We start from the raw sequence: 22,287 nt of genomic DNA, 5'->3' as shown, positions 1-22,287 counted from the left end.
AGGGCGCGGCGTCACTGCGTCATTGCAGCAACTGCATGTGCCCCTTCTGCACGGTCTGCCGATAGCGGCCGATATCCTCGACGATGTACTTCGAGAACGCGTCGCCGGTGAGCGTGCCCGGCACCACGCCTTCGCGGTCGAACAGTTCCTTCACGGTCGGCGCGGCGAGGGCCTGCATGGTCGCCTCCTCGAGCTTCGCGACGACCGGCGCGGGCGTGCCGGCGGGCGCGGCGAGGCCGTACCACTGGGTCAGCGTCATGTTCACGCCGGCTTCCTTCATCGTCGGCACGTCCGGCATCTGCGCATTGCGCTTCTCGGCCGTGCTTGCCAGCAGACGCAACTGGCCGCCCTTGATCTGGCCGGCGAGCGGCGGATAAGTGGCGAAGAAGGCGTCGACGCGGCCGCTGATCAGGTCGTTGATCGCCGGGCCCGAGCCTTTGTACGGCACGTGCAGCACGTCCACCCCCGCGGCCTGCTTGAACATCTCCATGCCGAGCTGCGCGGCAGAGCCGGTGCCCGTCGACGCATAGCTCAGCTTGCCGGCCTTGGCCGCGTTGATGAAATCGGCGAGCGTGTGATATTTCGATTTCGCCGACACCATCAGCCCTTGCGGCGCCTCGGCCACCAGCGCGATGGGCGCGAAGCTCTCGGGCACCTTGTACGGCAGCCGCTTGCGGATGGCGGGCGCGGTCGCGAGATTGCCGCTCATCGCGAGCAGCAGCGTGTAGCCGTCCGGTTTCGCGTGCGCGACTGTTTCAGCCGCGATGATGCCGCCCGCGCCGGGCCGGTTGTCGACGATCACGGTCTGATGGAGGATCGGGGCGAGCGCCGCCGCGAGCGCGCGGCCGTACAGGTCGCCGCCGCCGCCCGGCGGGAAGCCGACCACGAGGTGGATGGTTTGGGTCGGATAGCCGTCGTCGGCGTGGCTGGTGACCGGCAGGATCGCGCAACAGGCGAGGCCGATTGCGCCGAGCAGGCGGGTGAGTTTCATGCGAGTCGTCTCCGTCCGGTTAGTTTTGTCAGAGCGGCGCACGACCGGCACGCACGCCGCTTTTCTGCACGGCAAGGGTGTTTATTTGCGCGGCTCGGCGCCGCTGCGCGCGCGCGCGCCGCCATTGCGTGCCGCACGGCGCGGGAGCGTCGGCGCGGTATCGGCGGCCAGTTTTTCGAGTGCCTGCACCACGGCATCGCCGAAACGTTCGACCTGCGCCGCCGAGCGTTCCGCGTGCGCCGGCACGACGCGCCAGATGCACGGACGCGGCGAGAAGTCGTCGAGATCGACGGCTTCGAGATCGTCCACATAGGCGCTCGCGGCCAGCATGCAGTCCGGCACGAAGCCGAGGCCCACGCCATGCGCGACAAGTCCCAGTTTCTGCTCCGCGCCGAACGCGCCCACGTTTACCTGCAGCGGCATGCCGCGCTCGCGGAACGCGCTGAAGAGGCCGTCGCGGAAGCCGCAGCCTTCCGGGTTCAGCACCCAGCCCATGCCGCCGAGATCGGCGAGATGCAGCGTATGGGCTGGCATTGCGCCCTTGCGCGCCACCACGACCATGTGCAGCTCGCCCAGGCGCGTGGCGCTCAGGCCCGGATCGAACTGGGTCGTGCCCGGCAACACGACGATGGCGCCGTCGAGTTCATTGGCCTGGAGGCGGGCGATCACGTCGGTGCTCCAGCCCGACGAAATCTGGATGGACAGCCCCGGCGTCTCTTCCATCTGCCGGGGCATGGCGTCGAGCAGCGCGAGTTCGGCAATCACTTCCGACACCCCGACGCGCAGCGTCCCGCCCGGCGGTGAGTCGCCCCGCACCAGGTCGTCGATCGACGCCACCTCGCGCAGCACCGCCTCGCAGCGCTCATACACGCGGCGGCCGAGCGGCGTGGGCCGGGGCGGCTTGGTATGGCGGTCGAGCAGTTCCACGCCGAGATCGCGTTCGAGATTCTGCACGCGCCGGCTGATGAGCGGCTGGCGCGTCAGCAGCGCCTCCGCGGCGCCGGTGACGGATTCGTAGCGGACCACCGCCACGAATGCATTGATGTCTTCGAGTTTCATGCCGAAAAAAGGAGGAGTCAGTCGTTCATCCAGCCCGCCGCCTGTTGAGCGGCGAGCGTCCGGTCGATGCTCGCGCCGGTCTGGCCGAGATAGCCGGCCGGATCGGTCAGGCGCACGATGTCGTTCTCGTCGAGCACCTTCGCGAGACCTTCGTGGGTGCGCATGGCATCGGCGAAATCGAGCTTGTTGGCGATGCCGTGCATCGACGCTTCATACAGCCAGTGATGCGCCGTCTGCTTGCCGACGCGTTCGCCCAGCTCGATCATCACGCGCTCGGTCAGCAGATAGCCGCGCATCTTGTCGAGATTGTGCGACATCGCGTCCGCATCGACACGCAGGCCGGCCAGCAGCTTCGTGGTTTGTTCCAGCAGCGCGCCGGAGATCAGGCAGCATTCCGGCAGCGCCTTCCATTCGGTCTTCCACGCGATGCCGTCGCGCTCGTGTTCCTGCACCATTGCTTCGGTCATCATCGCGGCGTTGTAGCGCAGCGCGCGCGACAGCCCGGCGATGTTCTCGGCGGCAGTCGGATTGCGCTTGTGCGGCATGGTGGAGGAGGCCAGCTTGCCGTCGGAGAACTGCTCTTCCACTTCGCCGAACTCGTTGCGCTGCATGTTGAACAGCTCGTTGCCGATCTTCGACATGGTCGCGCCGATCATCGCCAGCAGGTTCGCGTATTCGGTGACGCGGTCGCGCGACGGGCCCCAGCTGATGGTCGGCACGGCGAGGCCGAGTGCTTCGAGCGTGCGCGTTTCCACCTCGCGCGCCTGGGGTCCGAGCGAGGCCTGCGTGCCCACGGCGCCGATCAGCATGCCGACGAACACGCGCTTCTCGCATTCCTCCATGCGCTGATAGTGACGCGACACTTCGTCGAGCCAGATTGCGCATTTGTGTCCGAAGGTGATCGGCAGCGCCTGGACGCCGTGCGTGCGGCCGACCATCACCGTATCGCGATGTTGCTTCGCGAGACGCGCCAGTTCCCGGCCGATCGCGCGCAACTCGTGCATGAACACCTGGTGCGCGTCCTTCAGTTGCAGGATGGTGCCGGTATCGAGCACGTCCTGCGTGGTCGCGCCGTAGTGCACCCATTCGCCTTCCTTGCCGGCGTGGGCCTGCAACTGCTTGAGCAGCGGCACGAGCGAATGCTTGATGCGGCGGATCTCGCTTGCCATCAGCGGAATGTCGATCTTCTCGACCTTCGCGTTCTCCGCGATGGCCTGCGCCGCCGCCTTCGGAATGATGCCCAGCGCCGCCTGCGCGTTGGCAAGCGCGGCCTCGAAATCGAGCCACTTCTGGATGCGCTGTTCCTCCGAATAGATCTGCCGCAGCCTTTCGCTGCTCCACAGATGTTGCAGCGCAAGCATGTCGAATACGGAAACGCTCATGGATATCTCCTTTACTTTTTGTCGGCGGGCAGCATGCGGCCCGGATTGAACAGAGTGTCGGGGTCGAAGGCGCGCTTCACGCGCGTCATCAGGTCGAGGGCGACCGGGTCTTTGTAGTGCATCAGCGCGTTCTGTTTCAGACGGCCGATGCCGTGTTCCGCCGAGATCGAGCCGCTCAACTTCGCGACTTGCTCGTGCACGATCTCGTGCACCCGCTCGATTTGCGCGCGGAACCCGGCGTCGCTCTGTGCAGCGGGCTTGCTCTGGTTGTAGTGCAGGTTGCCGTCGCCGACATGGCCGAAGGTAATCAGGCGGATGCCGGGAAACGCTGCTTCGAGCGCGGCGCCGGTTTCCTCGATGAAGCGCGGAATCTGCGAGATCGGCACGGACAGATCGTGCTTGATCGACGGGCCGTCGCGGCGCTGCGCCTCCGGCACGTGATCGCGGATATGCCACAGCGCGTGCGCCTGTTCCGACGACTGCGCGATCATCACGTCGCGCACGAGGCCGCGTTCGAAGGCATCGCCGAGCGCGGCTTCGAAGCGTTCGGCCAGTTGCGCGTCGCGCGCGGCTTCCGAGACTTCGACCAGCACGGACCAGGGCGTCGCTTCGGTAAGCGGCGCGCGCGTGTTCTCGATATGCGCGAGCACCTGATCCAGCGTCTTGCTGCCGATCAGTTCGAAGGAAGTCACGCAATCGCCGAGCGTTTCGCGCAGCAGCATCAACACGTCGATGGCCTGTTGCGGCGTGTCGAGCCCGAGCCATGCGGTGGCTTGCTGGCGCGGCAGCGGAAACAGCTTCAGCGAGGCGGCCGTGATGACGCCGAGCGTGCCTTCGCTGCCGATGAAAAGATGCTTGAGGTCGTAGCCCGTGTTGTCCTTGCGCAGCGGCGAGAGGCCGTTCCAGATGCGGCCGTCAGGCAGGACGACTTCGAGGCCCAGGGTGAGATCGCGCGCGTTGCCGTAGCGCAGCACTTGCTCGCCGCCGGCATTGCTCGCCAGATTCCCGCCGATGGTCGCGCTGCCCTCGGCCGCGAGCGACAGCGGGAACAGCCGATTGTGGCGCGCCGCTTCTTCCTGCACGTTCTGCAGGATGCAGCCGGCCTCGACGATCATCGCGTGATCTTCCAGCGACACGCTGCGCACCCGGTTCATGCGCGTGAGGCTCAACACCACTTCGCGGCCCGACTCATCCGGCGACGATCCGCCCGCGAGTCCCGTATTGCCGCCCTGCGGCACCACCGGCACGCGCTCTTGCGCACACAGACGGACCACCGCTGCAACCTGTTCAGTCGTCGACGGACGCACCACGGCGCGCGCGCGGCCCGGGAAATTGCCGCGCCAGTCGCGCTCGTAACGTTCGAGATCGGCGGTTTCGGTCACGACGCCCTGCACGCCGACGATCTCGCGCAGCCCGCTCAGGAAAGCGTCCGCGGTGGAAGTAGAGGAAGTTTCAGCGTGCGGGTCACGAAGCATCAAGGCCACTCGGTTGGTTCGACGATGACCGAACGATATCCCAACTTCCGAAGATTAGCCACTATCGGAATAATCTATTGCATGTTCATCTAATTTGTAGATAATCAATCCTCGTGATCGCGGCGCATCGCAGCGTGACGCGAATCGCACAATCCCTTCACATAAGAACCAGGAGTTTTGAGATGACATCCCATTACTACGACAAGGAAGACAGCGCGCACCGCATGGGCATGGCCAAGGCCGCGCCGGAAGAGTTCAAGGCGTGGGCGAACCTGAACAACATCGTCGGCCGCGAAGACGGCGCGATTCCGTTGAAGTACCGCGAACTGATCGCCATTGCCGTCGCGCACGCCACGGGCTGCCCGTACTGCATCGAATCGCACGCGAAAAAGGGCAAGGCCGCGGGCATGACGAAGGAAGAAATGAGCGAAGCCATCCTGCTGTCGGCGGCACTGTGCGCGGGCGCGGCCGCGGCGCACGGCGGCCTCGCCATGAAGTTCTTCGACGCTGCCTGAGAGCGGCGCGAAACCGGCATCGATCGGGACGCGCCAGCCGCGTTCCTGATCGACAGCCAGCGGGCGCGCACGGCGCGCAATGCCGTCGGCACAGACGGACATGAAAGGAGACAGACGTGGTTGAACAGCATCCAGCAGCGTCGACACAGCGACGCGACTATTACGCGGGCGGGCTGATGATTCTGCTCGGCCTGGGCGCGATCTTCAAAGGCTCGAGCTACGACATCGGCAGCCTGCGCGAAATGGGTCCGGGCTTTTTCCCGGTGGCGGTCGGCGCGATCATGGCGCTGTCGGGGCTGGGCATCGCATTGACCAGCGTGGCCGTCGAACCGGCCGCCGACAAGCAGAAGCCCGAATGGCGCGGCTGGATCTGCATTCTGCTGGGCATCGTCGCGTTCATCGTGCTCGGCAATCACGGCGGCCTGGTGCCCGCCACCTTTGCGACGGTGTTCATCGCCGCGCTCGGCGACCGCAAGAACACCCTGCGCGATGCCTTCCTGCTAGCCGCCGCCATGTGCGTGGTTGCGGTGGTGGTGTTCTGGTGGTTGCTGCAAGTGCAACTGCCGCTGTTCCAGTGGAGCTGAGCCATGATCGGACAATCGCTGGCTGATCTGTGGCATGGCTTCGGCGTCGCGCTGGAGATGCACAACCTGATGTGGTCGTTTGTCGGCGTGCTGGTCGGCAATCTGATCGGCGTTTTGCCCGGCATGGGCGCGCTGTCGGCCATTTCCATTCTTCTGCCGCTCACCTATTCGATGGGCCCCGTGCCCGCCGTGCTGATGCTGGCCGGCATCTTCTACGGCTCGCAGTATGGCGGCGCGATCGGCGCGATCCTGCTGAACCTGCCGTGCCATCCGCCGCATGCGGTCACCTGTCTCGACGGTTATCCGCTCGCCAAGCAGGGCCGGGGCGGGACGGCGCTTGGCATCACGATGGTGGCGTCGTTCTTCGCGGCGTCGTTCGGCATCATCGTGATGATCTTCGCCTCGCCGCTGCTCGTGCAGATGGCCTTCAAGTTCGGCCCGACCGAGATCTTCGCGATCATGCTGCTCGGCCTGCTGGCCGGCGCCACGATGAGCCGCGGCTCGGCGCTCAAGGGCGTGGCGATGACGTCCGTCGGACTGCTGGTCGGCGTGGCCGGCACCGATGTCAACACCGGCATCTCGCGCTTCACGTTCGGCATGGTGGAGCTGTCGGACAAGGTGGAGCTGGTGGCGCTCGCGCTGGGCATCTTCGGCGTGGCGGAGTTCCTGCGCAGCGTGAACCGCATTCAGGCAGTGGGCGGCAAGACCCACATCCGCCTGCGCGACATGCGGCCGAGCCGCGCGGAACTGCGCGAGGCGTTCTTCCCGCTGCTGCGCGGTACGTTCATCGGCACGCTGTTCGGCGCGATGCCCGGCACCGGGCCGACCATCACGACGTTCATCGCCTACACGCTGGAGCGCAAGGTATCGCGCAATCCGGAGAAGTTCGGCACGGGGATGATCGCGGGCGTCGCGAGTCCCGAAGCGGCCGCGCATTCGAAGACGCAGGTCGATTTCATCCCGACCATGAGTCTCGGCATTCCCGGCGACGCAACGATGGCGCTGATTCTCGGCGCGCTGCTGATTCACGGCATCCAGCCGGGCCCGCGCCTCATCACTGAACATGCCGACCTGTTCTGGGGGCTCATCGCGAGCTTCTGGATCGGCAACGTGCTGCTGGTGATCCTGAACGTGCCGCTGATCGGCGTGTGGGTGCGACTGTTGCGCGTGCCGTATCGCTTCCTGTATCCCGCTGCGTTGTTCTTCATTGCGATCGGCGTGTACAGCACCAACAACAGCCTGTTCGAGATCGGCGAAGTGCTGGTGTTCGGCGTCGCGGGCGCGATCTTCGCGTCGCTCAAGTTCCCGGTGGCGCCCATCCTGCTCGGCTATGTGCTCGGACCGATGGTGGAAGAGAACTTCCGCCGCGCATTGCTGCTCTCGCGCGGCGACCTGCTGGTGTTCGTCGAGCATCCGATCAGCGCGGTGTTCATGGGCATCAGCGCCGTGCTGATTCTCGTGCAGGTATGGCTCGGCATGCGTGCCATGCATCGTGAACGCAGACAGCGTCAGCAGATGGCGCAGTTGCGCACCACGAGCTGACCTCCCGGGGCCGCGCCGCCGCGTCATGAGGCGGCGCCGGCTCGTGCCGCTGGATGCATCGCGCATCGGGGCGGACATTCCATCGCTATTCGAACGAAGCGCGCCGGGTTGTTGAACCGGTGTGCGCGTCGTCTCGTCTCGTCATCTCCCGATGACTTCCCTTTGCCCGCCCGGTTTCGCACCGACGCGAGGCGCTCTCTTTCCGACAACCACAATGGAGACACCTGGATGCACACAACCACGAACGACCGACGACCCACGGGGGCGCTGCGCATCACGGCAATGACAGGCGCGCTGCTCTGCGCCGCAGGTGCGCATGCGCAGAGCAGCGTTACGCTGTACGGGATCGTCGATGCAGGCGTGGAACACGTCAACAACACGGCCGCGGGCGGCGCGCAGACGCGCGTGGTGTCCGGCAATTCGTCGGGATCGCGCTGGGGGCTGAAGGGCGTCGAGGATCTCGGCGGCGGCGTCAAGGCCGTGTTCACGCTCGAAGACGGCTTCAACATCAACGATGGTGCAACGGCGCAATCCACCAAGGGCCTCGGCGCGAACGCCGCGACCACGACGCGGCTGTTCGGCCGGCAGGCGTGGGTGGGCATCGCCGCAAAAGGCCAGCGCCTGACGCTGGGCCGCCAGAACACGCTGCTGTATGACCAGGCCATTGCCTTCGATCCGATGGCGGTGTCGTCGCGCTATTCGGCGCTGTCGGTGGACTACGCGATGTCGGCGCGCGCCGATAACTCGGTGAAGTATCTCGGCAGCTTCGGCGCGTTCAAGGCGGCGGCGATGTATAGCACGCGCTACGACACCGGATATGGCGCCGAAGTGCCAGGCGCGCAACTGACCGGGCGCTACTTCGGCGGTTCGCTGACATACGGCGCGGGGCCGCTGGCCGCCAGCGTGTCGTACGAGCAGCGCAACAGCAACACGGTGACGACCAATACGGCCCGCGAGCGGCGCGCGACGGCGGCGCTGAGCTATGAGATCGGTGCACTCAAGGCGTTCGCGGGCTATCGATACTTGCAGGCGTCGCGGCAGTTCCTGCCCGCAAGCCCGATTGCGCTGGCGAACGGCTCCGATGCAAGCTCGGCGAGCATGTACTGGCTGGGCGGCCGTTACCCCGTGACACCGGCGTTCTTCGTCAGCGCGGCGGGCTATCTGCAGGACGTGAATTCGTCGGATGCGGATCCGTGGCTGCTCGTGCTGCGCGCCGACTATCTGCTTTCCAAGCGCACGGATATCTACGCCACCGCCGGGTATACGCACAACGAAGGCAACTCGGCGCTCGGCGTCGGCGGTTACAGGACCGTTGCGGCGGGATATGACCAGACGGGGTTTGTCATTGGGATGCGGCAGCGGTTCTGATGAAGGGCGGCGACACTCGGCACGCCAGGTGTCGCCGCAAGGAAACGGCGCGCTTCGCCGCTCGATCAGCGCGCAAATATCGTTTATCGAAGAGGGCGCGAACGTGCCGACCTTAATGCAGCAGCGTGAAGACCAAGTGCGGACCGAAGCGGCCAGAAGCGCGAACCGGGACGACGCCGAGCTATGGCGCTGGTTCTGTCTGGCCTATCAGGAAGGCCGCATCCGCTGGTGCCGTTCAAGCGAGGGCTGGCTCGTCAGCGTGAATCACCGGCACCTCGCCACCGAGCCGGATTTCGATGCCGCGATCCGGCAGGCTCACGCGAAACATCTGGCCCGGGCGACGCGGCCCGCACCGTCCCTTTTCTCTAAGCCATCTGCGATACGAACTTCGTGACGAGATACGCTTCCATCGCTTCGGTGCCACCTTCCGACCCGTAACCGGATTCCTTCACGCCGCCGAACGGCGTTTCCGGCAGGCCCAGTCCGTGATGGTTCAGCGAAATCATGCCGCTTTCGATATCGCGCGACAGCGCGGCGAGCGTGCCGGCCTCGCTGCTGTACGCATACGCCGCGAGGCCCACAGGCAGGCGATTGGCCTCCGCGATGACTTCATCGTAGCTGCGGAACGAGACGATCGGCGCGACGGGCCCGAACGGCTCCTCGTTCATCACACGCGCCGCGAGCGGCACGCCGGTCAGCACGGTCGGCTCGAAGAAAAAGCCGCGCCGCTCCGGACGATGCCCGCCGAGCGCGAGCTTTGAGCCGTGGCCGAGGGCATCTGCCACCAGCCGTTCCATCGCATCGACACGCCGCGCGTTCGCGAGCGGTCCCATCTGCACGCCTTCATGCAGCCCATCGCCGGTTTCAAGCGCGCGCGCTGCCGCGACGAAATGCTGCGTGAAGGCCTCGCATGCCTTCTCTTCGACTAGAAAGCGCGTCGGCGAAATGCACACCTGTCCAGCGTTGCGGAACTTGGCGGCCGCGAGCAGCTTGGCCGCGCGCGGCAGGTCGGCGTCGGCGAAGACGATGGCCGGCGCATGACCGCCCAGTTCCATCGTCGCGCGCTTCATGTGCTGGCCGGCCATCGACGCAAGCAGCTTGCCGACCTGCGTCGACCCGGTGAATGAAATCTTGGCGACCGCAGGATGGGCGATCAGATAGCTCGACACGTCCGCCGGCACGCCGAAGACAAGATTGAGCACGCCCTCGGGCAAGCCGGCATCGACGAAAGCCTGCACCAGCGCCGCGCAGCTCGCGGGCGTTTCCTCTGGGCCCTTGAGGATGATCGAGCAACCCGCCGCCAGCGCCGCCGACACCTTGCGCACTGCCTGATTGAGCGGAAAATTCCACGGCGTGAAGGCGGCGACGACGCCCACCGGCTCGCGCGTGACGATCTGCGTAACGCCGCCGGCGCGCGCCGGGATCACGCGGCCGTAGGTGCGGCGCGCTTCTTCCGCGAACCACTCGATGGTGTCCGCGGCAGCGAGCGTCTCCAGACGCGCTTCGGCGAGCGGCTTGCCTTGCTCCATCGTCATCGCCACGGCGATGGCTTCCGCGCGCGATCGCACGTTCTGCGCGGCCTGGCGCATCAGCTTGCTGCGCTCGAACGCGGCGGTCTTGCGCCAGACTGCGAAGCCGCGCTGCGCCGCGCGCACCGCGTCCTCCAGTTCGCGCTCCTCCGCGAGCACGACGCTGCCGATGATGTCTTCCGTCGCCGGATTGACGACCGGCCGCGTGCGGCCGCTCGTGCACCATTCACCGCCAATGTGAAGCAGCGTGTCGGAATACGCGCGATTCGATTGGTGTGCTGCCATTGCCTGAATGTCTCCTTAAGTACGCGACGCCGAGACTACCTTGGGCGCCGCATGGGTGTCTTCGTAGATCGGATCCCAGTTGATCATCAGCGCGATCACGAGCCCGATGACCGGCACCACCGAGATGTACAGCAGCGTGGTGGCCATGCCCGCCGACGCCATGATGATCGGGAACAGGAAGAAGCCGAAGATGCTGCCGCCGCGCGCCATGCCCTGGCCCCAGCCGGAACCCAGGCCGCGCAGTTCGGTCGGGTAGGAGAGCGTCGCGAGCGTCATGCCCTGGCCCGGTCCGATCGAATGGCCGAAGATCATCGCGGCGAGCAACAGCGCCATGACGTACGGGCTCAGATGCGCGTGCATCGTGCCGAACAGGAGCAGGCTCAGCGCGACGATGCAGTAGCCGAGCATCGACATGCGCCGCACGCCGACTCTGCCCGAATACTTCGCGCCGAGCGCCGCGCCAATGATGCCGAACACGTTGAAGCACACGGCGCCGAGTATCGCGTTCTCCATGGAGTTGCCGAAAATGGCCTGCGACATCGACGGGATGTTGAAGCCCACCGAGAAGTATTCGATGGCTTGCGTGATGCACACGGCCGACGCGAGGATGGTGCGCGGCAGGTACTTGCCCTGGAACAGCGCCGACAGGCTCTGCTTCGCTTCGCGTTTCTCCGCGAAGCCGGACGGCTGCAGATCGACGCGAATGTTGTAGGTCTTCTCGAGGATCTTCGCGGCCTGGTCCAGCGGCAGATTGTGCGCGGCCCAGCGCGGGCTTTCATCGGCGAAGAAGTAGCGCGCCAGCAGGATGATCAGCGCCGGGATCGCGCCGAAGCCAATCGCGAAGCGCCACAGATGATCGCCGAACATGCCGGTGTCGAATGGCAGGATGACGAGACCGCTGCACGATGCCGCGACGTACCACATGACCTGCCATGCGCCGACGCTCGCCGTCTTCGACTTCTTGTTGACGATCTCGGCGACATACGACAGCGCGACCGGAAAGTCGAGACCGACGCCGATGCCCATCAGCAGACGGAACGCCAGCAGCATGTCGAAGCTGGTCGAGAGCGCTGCGCCGATGGCTGCCACCACCAGCAGCGCCACGTTGATGATGAGGATCTTGAAGCGCCCGATCCGGTCGATGTAGCGCCCGCCGACGATCCCGCCGAGACACGCGCCCAGCGCCATGATCGCGGTGATGAGGCCGACTTCCGCCGGCGTGAGATGGAACGCCTGCCGCAATTGCACGATGCCGACGCCCAGGCTCGCGAAGTCGTAGGCGTCCACGAAGATGCCGCCGAGCGCGACCAGCGTGAGCAAGAGGGTGCGCTTGTCCGAAGGGTGCGCATCCACGAAGCGCTCGATGTCCTGCGCCGATTTGACGACCAACCTGTCCATGTCCTGTGTCTCCTGTCTGTCCACGTCTGATGTGTTTGTTTATGACGCTTGCTTGAGCTGTGCCGCCAGTTCGTCGAGCGGCGGCACGAAACCGATGCCGGGTGATTCGCCGAGCGCCACGCGCCCGTCGTGTGGCTGGGCAATCGGCCCGCACAGCAAGGTGCGCAGCGGGTTGGGATTGGCGTCGACTTCGAGCATGCCGTCGCCGCCCGCCGCCGCCAGCAGGTGCGCCGAGGCCAGCAGACCCACGCCGCCGCCGAGATAGTGCGGACAGTAGCGCAGGCCCGCCGCGCGCGTCGCCTGGATCACCGGCCAGCAGCCGGAGACGCCGCCCCACTTGGCGGCGTCAGGCTGCACGACGTCGTAGGCGCGTTGCTCGATGTGCGTCGCGAAGCTTTGCGCGTCGGCGAGATTCTCGCCGCCCGCAATCGGCACCGGCGATTGCTCGATCAGCGCGCGCCATTCGGCCACCGGACGGTTGCAGCGCAGCGGCTCTTCCAGCCAGCCGAGATCGAACGGGGCGAAGGCATGCGCCATCTCGATCGCGGCAGGCAGGTCCCATGCCTGGTTGGCATCGACTTGCAGCGTGCAGCGCTCGCCGATGATCTCGCGCAGGCGCGCCAGATTGCCGAGATCGCGCTCGCGCCCGAAACCGACCTTCAGCTTGAACGAGCGATAACCTTCGGCGGCCTTCTCGCGCACCAGCGCTTCCGCGCCAACCGGATTCAGGCCGCTCGCATACACCTCGATGTCGCCGGATGTGCCGCCAAGCAGTCGCCACAACGGCAGCTTCGCCTTGCGCGCCCACAGATCCCATAGCGCCAGATCGAGTCCCGCAATCGCCTGCGCGAACGGTCCCGGCTCGCCGGATTGCAGCGCGAGGACTTCGGTGCGTTGCGTGAGCATGTGGAAGGTATCGACGGGATGCACGACCGGATGCTCGACGAGCATCGGCGCGAACACGGACTCCACCAGACGCGCCCGATGCTCCGCGCCCACCGACGGGAAATTGCACCAGACTTCGCCGAAACCCTGGACACCGTCCGAATCCGTGATGCGTACGAACACGGCGGGACGATTCGTCATCGTGCCGAAGGAGGTGCGCACCGGTGTCGCTATCGGCGCGCGGAACACGAACGCCTCCACCCGCGTGATACTCACCGGCTCAATGCCGTGCGGGTCCAGCCGTGGAAACGCTCCGCGTCGCATTTCGGTCATTGCCTGCCTCCTGGGGGTTTTTCAAGTTAGAAAGTATGGTTTATAGTACTACCATGTTTTAGAATTTTGCAATCGGTATCGATGCGGGCTTTCCCGCAGGGTCCACCGGTTCACAATCAAAGGAACAGGAGACACGCCATGCAGAACAAACAGGATGCTTATGACTATGTGATCGTCGGCGCGGGATCGGCGGGATGCGTATTGGCCAACCGGCTGTCCGCGGATCCGGCGTGCCGGGTATTGCTGCTGGAGGCCGGCGGGCATGACCGTCACTTCTGGCTGAAGCTGCCGGTCGGCTATTTCCGCAGCATCTACGACTCGCGCTTTTCCTGGCAATTCGCGGTCGAGCCGGAAGCCACCACGGGCATGCGGCCCATCGTCTGGCCGCGCGGGCGCGTGCTCGGCGGATCCAGCGCGATCAACGGCCTGCTGTATATCCGTGGCCAGCGCGCCGATTACGACGACTGGGACGCGCTCGGCGCGCACGGCTGGTCGTATCGCGACGTGCTGCCGTTCTTCAAGCGCTCGGAGAAGTACGCGGGCGGCGAGACGGCGTATCACGGCGCGACGGGCGAGCTGGGGGTCTCGGACCTGCGCAACGATCATCCTTATTGCGACGCTTGGATGCGCGCGGGTGAGGAAGCAGGCTTCTCGCGTACGCACGACTTCAACGGCGAAAAGGACGACGGGCTCGGTCCTTATCAATTGACCATCGCGGGGCATTGGCGCTGCAGCGCAGCGACGGCGTTCCTGCATCCGGTCCGGCAGCGCCCGAATCTCACGGTGAAGACGGGCGTGCATGTGACGCGCGTGCTTTTCGAAGGCGACGATGCGGTGGGCGTCGAATATGTGCTCGACGGCGTCGCGCATCAGGCGCGCGCCAGCCAGGAGACGCTGCTTGCGGCGGGCGCGCTGCAATCGCCGCAACTGCTGCAACTGTCGGGTATCGGCGATGCGGCGCTGCTCCGGCAGCATGGCATCGGCGCGCGCGTGCATGCGCCCGAAGTCGGGCGCAATCTGCGCGATCACTATCAGGCGCGCGTCATCGTCAAGCTCAAGCACCGCATGTCCCTGAACGACGACGTGCGCAATCCGTTCAAGCTCGCGGGCATGGGCGCGCAATGGCTGTTCGGCAAGCGCGGCCCGCTGACGGTCGGCGCGGGACAGGTGGGCGGGCTCGTCGCGACCGAGCATGCGGAACGCGGCCGTCCCGATGTCCTGTTCAACGTAATGCCGCTGTCGGTCGACAAGCCCGGCGACCCGCTGCACGGCTTCTCGGGCTTCTCCGCTTCGGCGACGCAATGCCGCCCGGAATCGTCGGGCACCGTGGGGTTGCGCAGCGGCGATCCGTTTGCGCCGCCGCTCATCCACGCAAACTATCTGCGCGAGGCGAAGGACGTGAAGACGCTCGTGGCGGGGTTGAAGCTTCTGCGCGAGATCTACGATCAGCCGAGCTTCCGCTCGCTCGTGACCGGCGAGGAACATCTGCCGGGCGGGGGTCTGCGCGGCGACGCGGAACTGGAGGCGTTCGCGCGGCAGAAGGGCGGCACGGTGTTTCATCCGGTTGGCACCTGCCGCATGGGTTCCGACGACCGGTCAGTCGTCGATGCCGAACTGCGCGTGCGCGGCGTGAACCGTCTGCGCGTGATCGATGCATCGGTGATGCCCAACATGATCTCGACCAACACGAACGCGGCCGCGATCATGATCGGCGAGAAGGGCGCGGCGCTCGTGCAGGGACGTATCGCAGCGCCCGCGCTTGCCGAGGCACTATAGTAGAGGCTCTATAGTCCAGACATGCTGACAATGACACGTGCCTCGCTGGCGAGCCCCATCCCGCTGTACCTTCAGATCGCCGACGCGCTGCGCGACCGCATCGCGCGCGGCGTCTGGCAGCAGGGGCAACTGATCCCGACGCTCGAACAGATCGCCGACGAGTTCGACGTCGCGCGCGTGACCGCGCGGCAGGCCGTGCAGATGTTGATGACCGAAGGCGCGCTGACGCCGCAGCGCGGACGCGGCACGTTCGTGACGGCGGCAGCGCCTTCCATCAAGCCGGTGCAGGTCGTGACCAACCTGCAGGAACTGGCGGAGATGTACCGTTCGACCACGCCCGAACTGCTCACGGTGGACGAGAACAGCCGGGCGCCGGCGGTGGGCGCTTCGCTCGGCGCGCTCGCGCCCGCATACACGCACATGAAGCGCGTGCATTCCACCGAGGGGGCGCCGTATTGCGTCATTTCGCTCTATCTGGACGAGCGCATCTTCTCGAAGTCACCTGAGCGCTTTCGCGCGCAAACGGTCATTCCGCTGCTGATGGATCTGAAGCCGTGTCCCATTGCGAAGGCGCATCAGACCCTGACGATCGGGAGCGCCGACGCGGAAACCGCGCGGCTCCTGCGCGTGCCCGCTGAATCGCCCATTGCGCGCGTGGAGCGCGTGTTCAATGATCGTGACGGCACAGTGATCTATTACGCCGATGTCGTCTATCGCGGCGACGTGGTGCGCCTCGAGATGGATCTGGGCGGAACGCTCGTCAAGAAGAAGTGACGGCCGGCCGGTCCATCAACTCTCCCCATTCCTCGCACCGCCCGCCAGATACTCGTACTCTTCCGTGTTGATATGCGTGATCCGGTACTCGACCGGCTTCTGGTTGATCGAGTAGGCCACGCGTTCCACTTCCAGCACGGGCGCGCCCGTTTCGAGTTCGAGCAGCTTGCCTTCCAGTTCGCTCGCGCGCCCGACCCGCAGACGTTCATCCGTGCTGGTCACGTTGATGCCGAACGCGTCCTGATAGAAGTTGTAGAGCGTGTTCGGACGGCTGCGCAACATGCTTTCGGTCAGGCCGGGGAATTTGGTTTCCGGCAGCATGACCGTATCCACCACCACGACCTTGTCATGCAGCGCGAGCGCGTTCGTGAAGACGAACAACCGCGTTCCCTCGGCGATGCCAAGCCGCGCGGCCACGGCCGGTGGCGTCTTCGCGCGCTTGAAGTTGACCAGCGTCACGACGGGATAGGCGCGGTCGCCATCGCGCCGCGCCACGCGGAAATAACGGAAGAAGTGCCGGTCGCGCCGATGCTGCGCGACGAAGGTGCCCAGCCCCTGATGCCGGATCAGGATGTTCTCGGCGCATAACTCGTCGATCGCCTTGCGCAAGGTGCCGATCGACACGCCAAACCGCTCCGCCAGCTTCTTCTCCGATGGAATCACCTCGCCGCCTTTCCATTCCTGCGCGGTGAGCGCGGCCAGCATCGCTTCCTTGACTTCCTTGTATCGCGTACCGCCGGGACCGACCGGCATGCCCATGACCGTGCTCATCGCGCCTCCCTCGACCTTCTCCTGAACTGTCCGCGCATTGTAACCCGCGTCTCCAGAAACATGAAACACATATAGATGATCTAGTTGACATGGATGATATCGACGCCTACCATGCATTTCAACGAACGGCGCGGGGCATCCCGGGCAGGCCATCGGAACATCACCAACAGGAGGAGCACATGAGTCACGCAGCAGCGGGAGCAAGCAGTGCAGCCAAGGCGGACGCGGGTGAACGCAGGACCATTCATATCGTGCTGCACGAAGCCAAGGACACGGTGGGCGTCGCGGTGGTCGAAGGCATCAAGGCCGGATCGCAGCTGAACGCGTGGATCATGGACGAGGACGAGATCGTCACGGTGCCCGCGAAGCAGGACATTCCCATTGGTCACAAGGTCGCGCTGAAGGACATGAAAGTGGGCGACACGGTGTTCAAGTACGGCGTGGATATCGGCAAGGTGGTCGCGCCCATCACGGCGGGCGAGCACGCGCACGTGCACAACATCAAGACGAAGCGCTGGTAAGCCGCCGCGCGGCATCGGCCCCTTCACCCCACATCGAGAGAGAGACAACATGAGCGCGATTCAACTGGATACCATCTTCCGCGGCTATCGCCGGGACAACGGCCGCGTCGGCGTGCGCAACCACGTCATCATCCTGCCCGTGGACGACCTGTCCAATGCCGCAGCGCAAGCGGTCGAGTCGGCTATCAAGGGCACCATGGCCATTCCGCATCCTTATGGCCGCCTTCAGTTCGGCGCGGATCTGGACCTGCACTTCCGCACGCTGATCGGCGCGGGCTCCAATCCGAATGTCGCGGCAGTGATCGTGATCGGCATCGAGGAAGGCTGGACCAAACGCGTCGTGGACGGCATCGCCAAGTCGGGCAAGCCGGTGATGGGCTTCGGTATCGAGTTGCATGGCGATCACGACACCATCATGCGCGCCTCGAAGGCCGCGAAGGAAATGGTTCAGTACGCCACCGCGCTCGAACGCGAGGAATGCCCGATCAGCGAACTGTGGGTCTCCACCAAGTGCGGCGAATCGGATACGACGTCAGGCTGCGGCGCGAATCCCACGGTCGGCAATGCCTTCGACAAGCTCTATGGTCTCGGCAACACGCTCGTGTTCGGTGAGACTTCCGAGCTCACGGGCGGCGAGCAGATCGTCGCGGCGCGCTGTGCGAATGACGGCGTGCGCGAGCGCTTCCAGTTCATGTTCGACCGCTATCAGGACATGATCAATCGCTGGAAGACGGACGACCTGTCCGAGTCGCAGCCGACCAAGGGCAACATCGCGGGCGGGCTCACGACCATCGAGGAAAAGGCCCTCGGCAACATCCAGAAGATCGGCAAGAAGTGCATGGTGGACGGCGTGCTCGACAAGGCCGAAGAGCCGACGCACTCGGGCCTGTGGTTCATGGATTCGTCATCGGCGGCGGCGGAGATGGTGACGCTGTGCGCGGCATCGGGCTTCGCGGTGCATTTCTTCCCGACGGGTCAAGGCAATGTGATCGGCAATGCCATCGTGCCGGTCATCAAGATCTGCGCGAACCCGCGCACGGTGCGCACGATGGGCGAGCACATCGACGTGGATGTCTCGGGCATTTTGCAACGCGAGCAGAACCTCGACCAGACGGGCGACAAACTCCTCGAATGCATGCTCGCCACCGCGAACGGCCGCTGGACCGCTGCTGAAACGCTCGGTCATCGCGAGTTCGTGCTGACGCGTCTGTTCGAAAGCGCATGACGCAACGGTAGTTCCAGCAGCAAGGATTGCAGAGGCATACAGAAGTCCCCGCCCGATGTGCGCTGCGGTTCGGCAAGCCGTCACAGAAACGGCGCGAACCGCAGCGGTGCGCATCGCAAGTCATCTGGCAGCAAGTGGAGGAGACACCATCTTGCGCGTGCTCAAGCATCTCTATGTCCAGGTCCTGATCGGCCTGGCAGCCGGCATTCTCGTCGGCTATTTCGCGCCGACACTCGGCGTGCAGTTCAAGCCGCTCGGCGACACCTTCATCCGCCTCATCAAGATGCTCATCACGCTGCTGATCTTCTGCACCGTGTCGATCGGCATTGCGCGCATGGAGAGCCTCAAGCAGGTGGGACGCGTCGGCTTCAAGACCATCCTGTACTTCGAGGTGGTGACGTCCATCGCGCTCGTCATCGGTCTGGTGGTCGCGAACGTGGTGCATCCGGGCGCGGGTCTCGACATCGATCCGAAGACGCTTGATCCCGGCGCGGTCTCACACTTCGTCACCGAGGTGCATAGCGCCGAGCACAGGAGTCTGCTGGAAGAGCTCGTGCCGAACTCGGTGGTCGGGGCGTTCGCGCGCGGCGATCTGTTGCAGGTGCTGCTGTTCTCGGTGTTGTTCGGCGTCGCGCTTTCGCTGATGGCCGAACGCAGCAAGTTCCTCGCGCAGGCCATCGAGCAACTGGGCGACGCGTTGATGCGCATCGTCGAGATGATCATGCGTCTCGCGCCGCTCGGCGCATTCGGCGCAATCGCGTTCACGGTGGGCAAGTACGGCATCGGCACCTTGCAGCAACTCGGCCTGCTGATCCTGTGCTTCTACGTGACGAGCATCCTGTTCGTCGTGCTCGTGCTCGGCACCGCGTGCCGCTGGGCAGGCGTGAGCCTGTGGCCGTTGCTGCGCTATCTGCGCGGGGAATTGCTGATCGTGCTGGGCACGTCCACGACGGAATCCGTGCTGCCCCGGTTGATGGAGAAGCTCGAACGGCTCGGCTGTCCGAAGTCGGTGGTGGGTCTCGTGCTGCCCACGGGCTATTCGTTCAATCTCGACGGCGCGGCCATCTATCTGACGATGACTTCGCTGTTCATCGCACAGGCCACCAACACGCATCTCTCGCTGATGCAGCAACTCGGCCTGCTGGCGATCCTGCTGCTGACGTCGAAGGGCGGCGCGGGCGTGGCGGGTGCGGCACTGGTCGCGCTGACGGCCACGCTGTCCTCGCACAACATCATTCCGGTGGCGGGCATTACGTTGATCATCGGGATCGATCGCGTGCTCAACGAGATCCGCGCGCTCGTCAACATGATCGGCAATGCGGTGGCGACGCTGGTGGTCGCGCGCTGGGAAGGCGTGTTCGATGTCGAAACCGCGCGTGCGATACTCGCAGACCCGCGCGCGGCCCTCCAGGAGGACACGCGCATGTTGATCGAACCCGCGCAGGATCTGCAGAAATGACCGCTTCAGAAGACATCACGCTCGCTCCCGCCACCTTGCACGCACTGGCACGCCGCGCCTTGCTGGCGGCAGGCGCGACGGCATCGACCGCGGAGGCCACCGCGAAGGCGCTCGTCTATGCCGACGCGCGCGGCCTCTCGTCACACGGCGTCGCGCGCCTGCCGATGTACCTCGCGCAACTGCGCAACGGCCGCGTGGATGCGGCGGCGGTGCCGTCTATCGTGCGCGACCGGGGCGCGGCGTTTCTCGTCGATGCCGCCGATGGCCTCGCTTTCGACGCCTGCTCGCTTGCCATCTCGACCGCCATCGAACGCGCCCGCACCTTCGGCACGGCGGCGGCGAGCGTCACGCGCAGTCATCACTTCGGCGCGGGTGCGTATCACCTCGAAGCAGTGGGGCAGGCGGGCCTCGTCGGTCTCGCGTTCAGCAATGCGCCCGGTTCCATGCCCGTGTGGGGCGGCAAGCGCGCGTTGCTGGGCACCAATCCGATCGCCGCTGTGTTTCCGCGCGCGCAGGCCGAGCCGCTGATGATCGACCTTTCGCTGTCGCACGTGGCGCGCGGCAAGATCATGGTGGCGGCCCGCGACGGCAAGCCCATTCCGGAAGGCTGGGCGACCACCGCCGATGGCGTGCCGACCACCGACGCGCACGCCGCGCTCGGCGGCATGATGCTGCCCTTCGGCGGCGCAAAGGGCGCCGTGCTGGCGCTGATGGTGGAACTGCTGGCGGCGGCGTTGTCGGGCGCGCAGTTCGGTTCGGAGGCGGGTTCGTTTCTGACCGAGGACGGTCCGCGCTCGGGCGTCGGCCATCTGTTCTGGCTGCTCGATCCGGATGCGCTCGCGGGCTCGCAGGTGTATCAGGCGCGCATCGAGACGCTGATCGACCTGATGCTCGCGGATGACGACGTGCGCCTGCCGGGTTATCGGCGGCACGAGATTGCGGCCGCCAGCGAACACTCGGGCATCGTGCTGAACCGCAAGCTGTTCGAGCAACTCAGCGCACTGGCGAACGATAACGGCGACGCGCGCTGATATCCGTCCCGCATAAGAAAAACTTGTCAGTAAAGGCAACACACCGCACGAACACCTTCCCCAGCGATACCCGAACAGGCGCCTACAAGACGCCCCGGAGACAAGCATGCGCAAGATCTTTCGTCAGATTTACGTGCAGGTTCTCATCGCAATCGTCGCCGGCGCGTTGCTCGGCCATTACTTCCCGCATGCGGGGCAGAGCGTGGCGCCGCTGAGCACGGCGTTCATCAAGCTGGTGAAGATGGTGACCGCGCCGCTGATCTTCGTGACCATCGTGCTCGGCGCGAAGGAGATGGGCGGCGCGGGCGCGCTCGGGCGCATCGGCGGCAAGTCGATCATCCTGTTCGAACTGACCACCACCCTCGCGCTGCTGTTCGGGCTCTGGGCGGTCAATACGATCCAGCCCGGCGCGGGCCTGAACCTGACGCCCAGTTCCATCGATGCGAGCGTGCTCAACGGCTATGAACACTCGATGCATGCATCGGGCGGCTTTATGGGCTTCCTGCTGGGCATTATTCCGGACAGCGCGGTCTCGGCGTTCGCCAACGCGGACATGCTCCAGGTCGTTCTGTTCTCGACGCTCTTCGCGGTCGGCCTGTCGCATGCGGGCAAGACCGGCGAGACGGCCTACAAGTTCTTCGAAGGCGTCGGCAGTGCGCTGTTCGGCATCGTGCGCATCGTCATGCGGCTTGCGCCCATTGGCGCGTTCGGCGCGATGGCGTATGCCGTGGGCAAGTTCGGCTTCGGCACGATGAACTCGCTGCTGATGCTGCTCGTCACGGTGTATGTCGCGACGCTCGCCTATATCGTGCTGATTCTCGGCGGCATCTGCCTGATGTGCGACGTGAGTCTCTGGCGCCTGCTCAAATACATTCGCGGCGAGATCCTGCTGGTGATCGCGACGGTGTCATCGGAAGCCGCGTTCCCGCAGCTCGTGAAGAAGCTCGAAGCGCTGGGCTGTCCGACCGGCGTCGTCGGCATCGTCATGCCAATGGGCTACACCTTCAATCTCGCCGGAACCTGCGTCGCGCAGGTGATCTGCGCGGTATTCATTGCGCAGGCCTTCGGCATTCAGCTTTCGGTGGCGGAGCAGGCGGTGCTGGTGGGCATCTCGATGCTGACCTCGCGCGGCATGGCGGGCGTGGCCGGCGCGAGCTTCATCTGCCTGCTCGCGACGCTCGCCGCGTTCAAGCACATTCCGATAGAAGGCGCGGCGATCGTGCTGGGCGTCGATCGCTTCATCGCGGAGGTCCGCGCGACGACCAACATGATCGGCAATGCGGTGGCGACGGTGGCGGTCGCGCACTGGGAGCGTCAGCGCGATGACGTGTGCATGCGCGAGACGCTCGGCATGCGGCCGAAGGTGGTGACGCGTTGAAGAGGC

General features: G+C 65.4%; 20 protein-coding genes. 12 read left to right on the top strand and 8 right to left on the bottom strand.

Translation table 11 applies throughout. The features are described 5' to 3' along the window. Positions 1-19 precede the first annotated feature (19 nt). From QCE63_RS36630 to QCE63_RS36615, 4 genes are all read right to left on the bottom strand, one after another. Positions 20-991, bottom strand: a complete 972-nt coding sequence (locus QCE63_RS36630) for a tripartite tricarboxylate transporter substrate binding protein (RefSeq protein ID WP_309840316.1) — start codon at positions 989-991, stop codon at positions 20-22. Between the two features lie 81 nt (positions 992-1,072). Further along, positions 1,073-2,050 (bottom strand): LysR family transcriptional regulator, encoded by a 978-nt coding sequence (locus QCE63_RS36625; RefSeq protein WP_309840313.1) that lies wholly within the window; start codon positions 2,048-2,050, stop codon positions 1,073-1,075. A 17-nt stretch (positions 2,051-2,067) separates the two neighbouring features. Continuing rightward, complete coding sequence (purB, locus tag QCE63_RS36620) at positions 2,068-3,432, bottom strand: adenylosuccinate lyase (RefSeq protein ID WP_309840310.1); 1,365 nt, start codon at positions 3,430-3,432, stop codon at positions 2,068-2,070. Positions 3,433-3,443: 11 nt separating this feature from the next. Beyond that, positions 3,444-4,907, bottom strand: a complete 1,464-nt coding sequence (locus QCE63_RS36615; protein ID WP_309840308.1) for an FAD-binding oxidoreductase — start codon at positions 4,905-4,907, stop codon at positions 3,444-3,446. 182 nt (positions 4,908-5,089) lie between these two features. Between QCE63_RS36615 and QCE63_RS36610 the strand changes: the two genes are divergently transcribed. The 5 genes from QCE63_RS36610 (at position 5,090) to QCE63_RS36590 (ending at position 9,310) form a co-directional block, all read left to right on the top strand. Next, the gene (locus QCE63_RS36610) at positions 5,090-5,422 is read left to right on the top strand and encodes a carboxymuconolactone decarboxylase family protein (RefSeq protein ID WP_309791174.1); all 333 of its coding nucleotides are present in this window, start codon (positions 5,090-5,092) and stop codon (positions 5,420-5,422) included. Positions 5,423-5,598: 176 nt separating this feature from the next. Then, complete coding sequence (locus QCE63_RS36605; RefSeq protein WP_309840408.1) at positions 5,599-6,006, top strand: tripartite tricarboxylate transporter TctB family protein; 408 nt, start codon at positions 5,599-5,601, stop codon at positions 6,004-6,006. A 3-nt stretch (positions 6,007-6,009) separates the two neighbouring features. Continuing rightward, positions 6,010-7,548: a tripartite tricarboxylate transporter permease gene (locus tag QCE63_RS36600; protein WP_309840306.1), complete on the top strand. Its 1,539-nt coding sequence runs from the start codon at positions 6,010-6,012 to the stop codon at positions 7,546-7,548. 228 nt (positions 7,549-7,776) lie between these two features. Then, complete coding sequence (locus QCE63_RS36595; RefSeq protein ID WP_404990252.1) at positions 7,777-8,916, top strand: porin; 1,140 nt, start codon at positions 7,777-7,779, stop codon at positions 8,914-8,916. Positions 8,917-8,944: 28 nt separating this feature from the next. Continuing rightward, a complete protein-coding gene (locus QCE63_RS36590) occupies positions 8,945-9,310 on the top strand; it encodes a hypothetical protein (RefSeq protein ID WP_309840303.1) in 366 nt (121 codons plus the stop codon). Here QCE63_RS36590 and QCE63_RS36585 read toward each other — a convergent pair. From QCE63_RS36585 to QCE63_RS36575, 3 genes are read right to left on the bottom strand one after another with little or no spacing between them, the layout of a single operon-like run. Next, complete coding sequence (locus QCE63_RS36585) at positions 9,282-10,730, bottom strand: NAD-dependent succinate-semialdehyde dehydrogenase (RefSeq protein WP_309840299.1); 1,449 nt, start codon at positions 10,728-10,730, stop codon at positions 9,282-9,284. The genes QCE63_RS36590 and QCE63_RS36585 overlap by 29 nt on opposite strands. Before the next feature lie 15 nt (positions 10,731-10,745). After that, positions 10,746-12,128, bottom strand: a complete 1,383-nt coding sequence (locus QCE63_RS36580; RefSeq protein ID WP_309840296.1) for an MFS transporter — start codon at positions 12,126-12,128, stop codon at positions 10,746-10,748. 39 nt (positions 12,129-12,167) lie between these two features. After that, positions 12,168-13,346, bottom strand: a complete 1,179-nt coding sequence (locus QCE63_RS36575; RefSeq protein WP_309840293.1) for a mandelate racemase/muconate lactonizing enzyme family protein — start codon at positions 13,344-13,346, stop codon at positions 12,168-12,170. Positions 13,347-13,484: 138 nt separating this feature from the next. Between QCE63_RS36575 and QCE63_RS36570 the strand changes: the two genes are divergently transcribed. Together QCE63_RS36570 and QCE63_RS36565 are read left to right on the top strand one after the other, a co-directional pair. Next, on the top strand, positions 13,485-15,122 hold the full coding sequence (locus tag QCE63_RS36570; protein WP_309840291.1) for a GMC family oxidoreductase N-terminal domain-containing protein: 1,638 nt from the start codon (positions 13,485-13,487) through the stop codon (positions 15,120-15,122). A 30-nt stretch (positions 15,123-15,152) separates the two neighbouring features. Next, entirely contained in the window at positions 15,153-15,896 is a 744-nt protein-coding gene (locus QCE63_RS36565; RefSeq protein WP_309840288.1) for a GntR family transcriptional regulator, read from the top strand. Between the two features lie 15 nt (positions 15,897-15,911). On the opposite strand, the gene QCE63_RS36560 is transcribed toward QCE63_RS36565, so the two are convergent. Beyond that, positions 15,912-16,667 (bottom strand): GntR family transcriptional regulator, encoded by a 756-nt coding sequence (locus tag QCE63_RS36560; protein ID WP_309840285.1) that lies wholly within the window; start codon positions 16,665-16,667, stop codon positions 15,912-15,914. Positions 16,668-16,918: 251 nt separating this feature from the next. Here QCE63_RS36560 and QCE63_RS36555 point away from each other — a divergent pair, with 251 nt between their 5' ends. The 5 genes from QCE63_RS36555 (at position 16,919) to QCE63_RS36535 (ending at position 22,281) form a co-directional block, all read left to right on the top strand. Continuing rightward, positions 16,919-17,188, top strand: coding sequence for a UxaA family hydrolase (locus tag QCE63_RS36555; RefSeq protein ID WP_050451961.1), 270 nt, complete (start codon positions 16,919-16,921; stop codon positions 17,186-17,188). Between the two features lie 49 nt (positions 17,189-17,237). After that, positions 17,238-18,413: a UxaA family hydrolase gene (locus QCE63_RS36550; protein ID WP_309840283.1), complete on the top strand. Its 1,176-nt coding sequence runs from the start codon at positions 17,238-17,240 to the stop codon at positions 18,411-18,413. Between the two features lie 151 nt (positions 18,414-18,564). After that, complete coding sequence (gene dctA / locus QCE63_RS36545; RefSeq protein ID WP_404990251.1) at positions 18,565-19,872, top strand: C4-dicarboxylate transporter DctA; 1,308 nt, start codon at positions 18,565-18,567, stop codon at positions 19,870-19,872. Further along, positions 19,869-20,903: an Ldh family oxidoreductase gene (locus tag QCE63_RS36540; RefSeq protein ID WP_309840281.1), complete on the top strand. Its 1,035-nt coding sequence runs from the start codon at positions 19,869-19,871 to the stop codon at positions 20,901-20,903. The genes dctA and QCE63_RS36540 overlap by 4 nt, the downstream gene beginning before the upstream one ends. Before the next feature lie 106 nt (positions 20,904-21,009). Then, positions 21,010-22,281: a cation:dicarboxylate symporter family transporter gene (locus QCE63_RS36535; RefSeq protein WP_309840279.1), complete on the top strand. Its 1,272-nt coding sequence runs from the start codon at positions 21,010-21,012 to the stop codon at positions 22,279-22,281. The last annotated feature ends 6 nt before the right edge of the window (positions 22,282-22,287 follow it).

The organism is Caballeronia sp. LZ065, assembly GCF_031450975.1.
GTDB lineage: Bacteria > Pseudomonadota > Gammaproteobacteria > Burkholderiales > Burkholderiaceae > Caballeronia.
The sequence above is the reverse complement of the archived record's forward strand: the minus strand, read 5'-3'. Positions and strand labels throughout refer to the sequence as shown.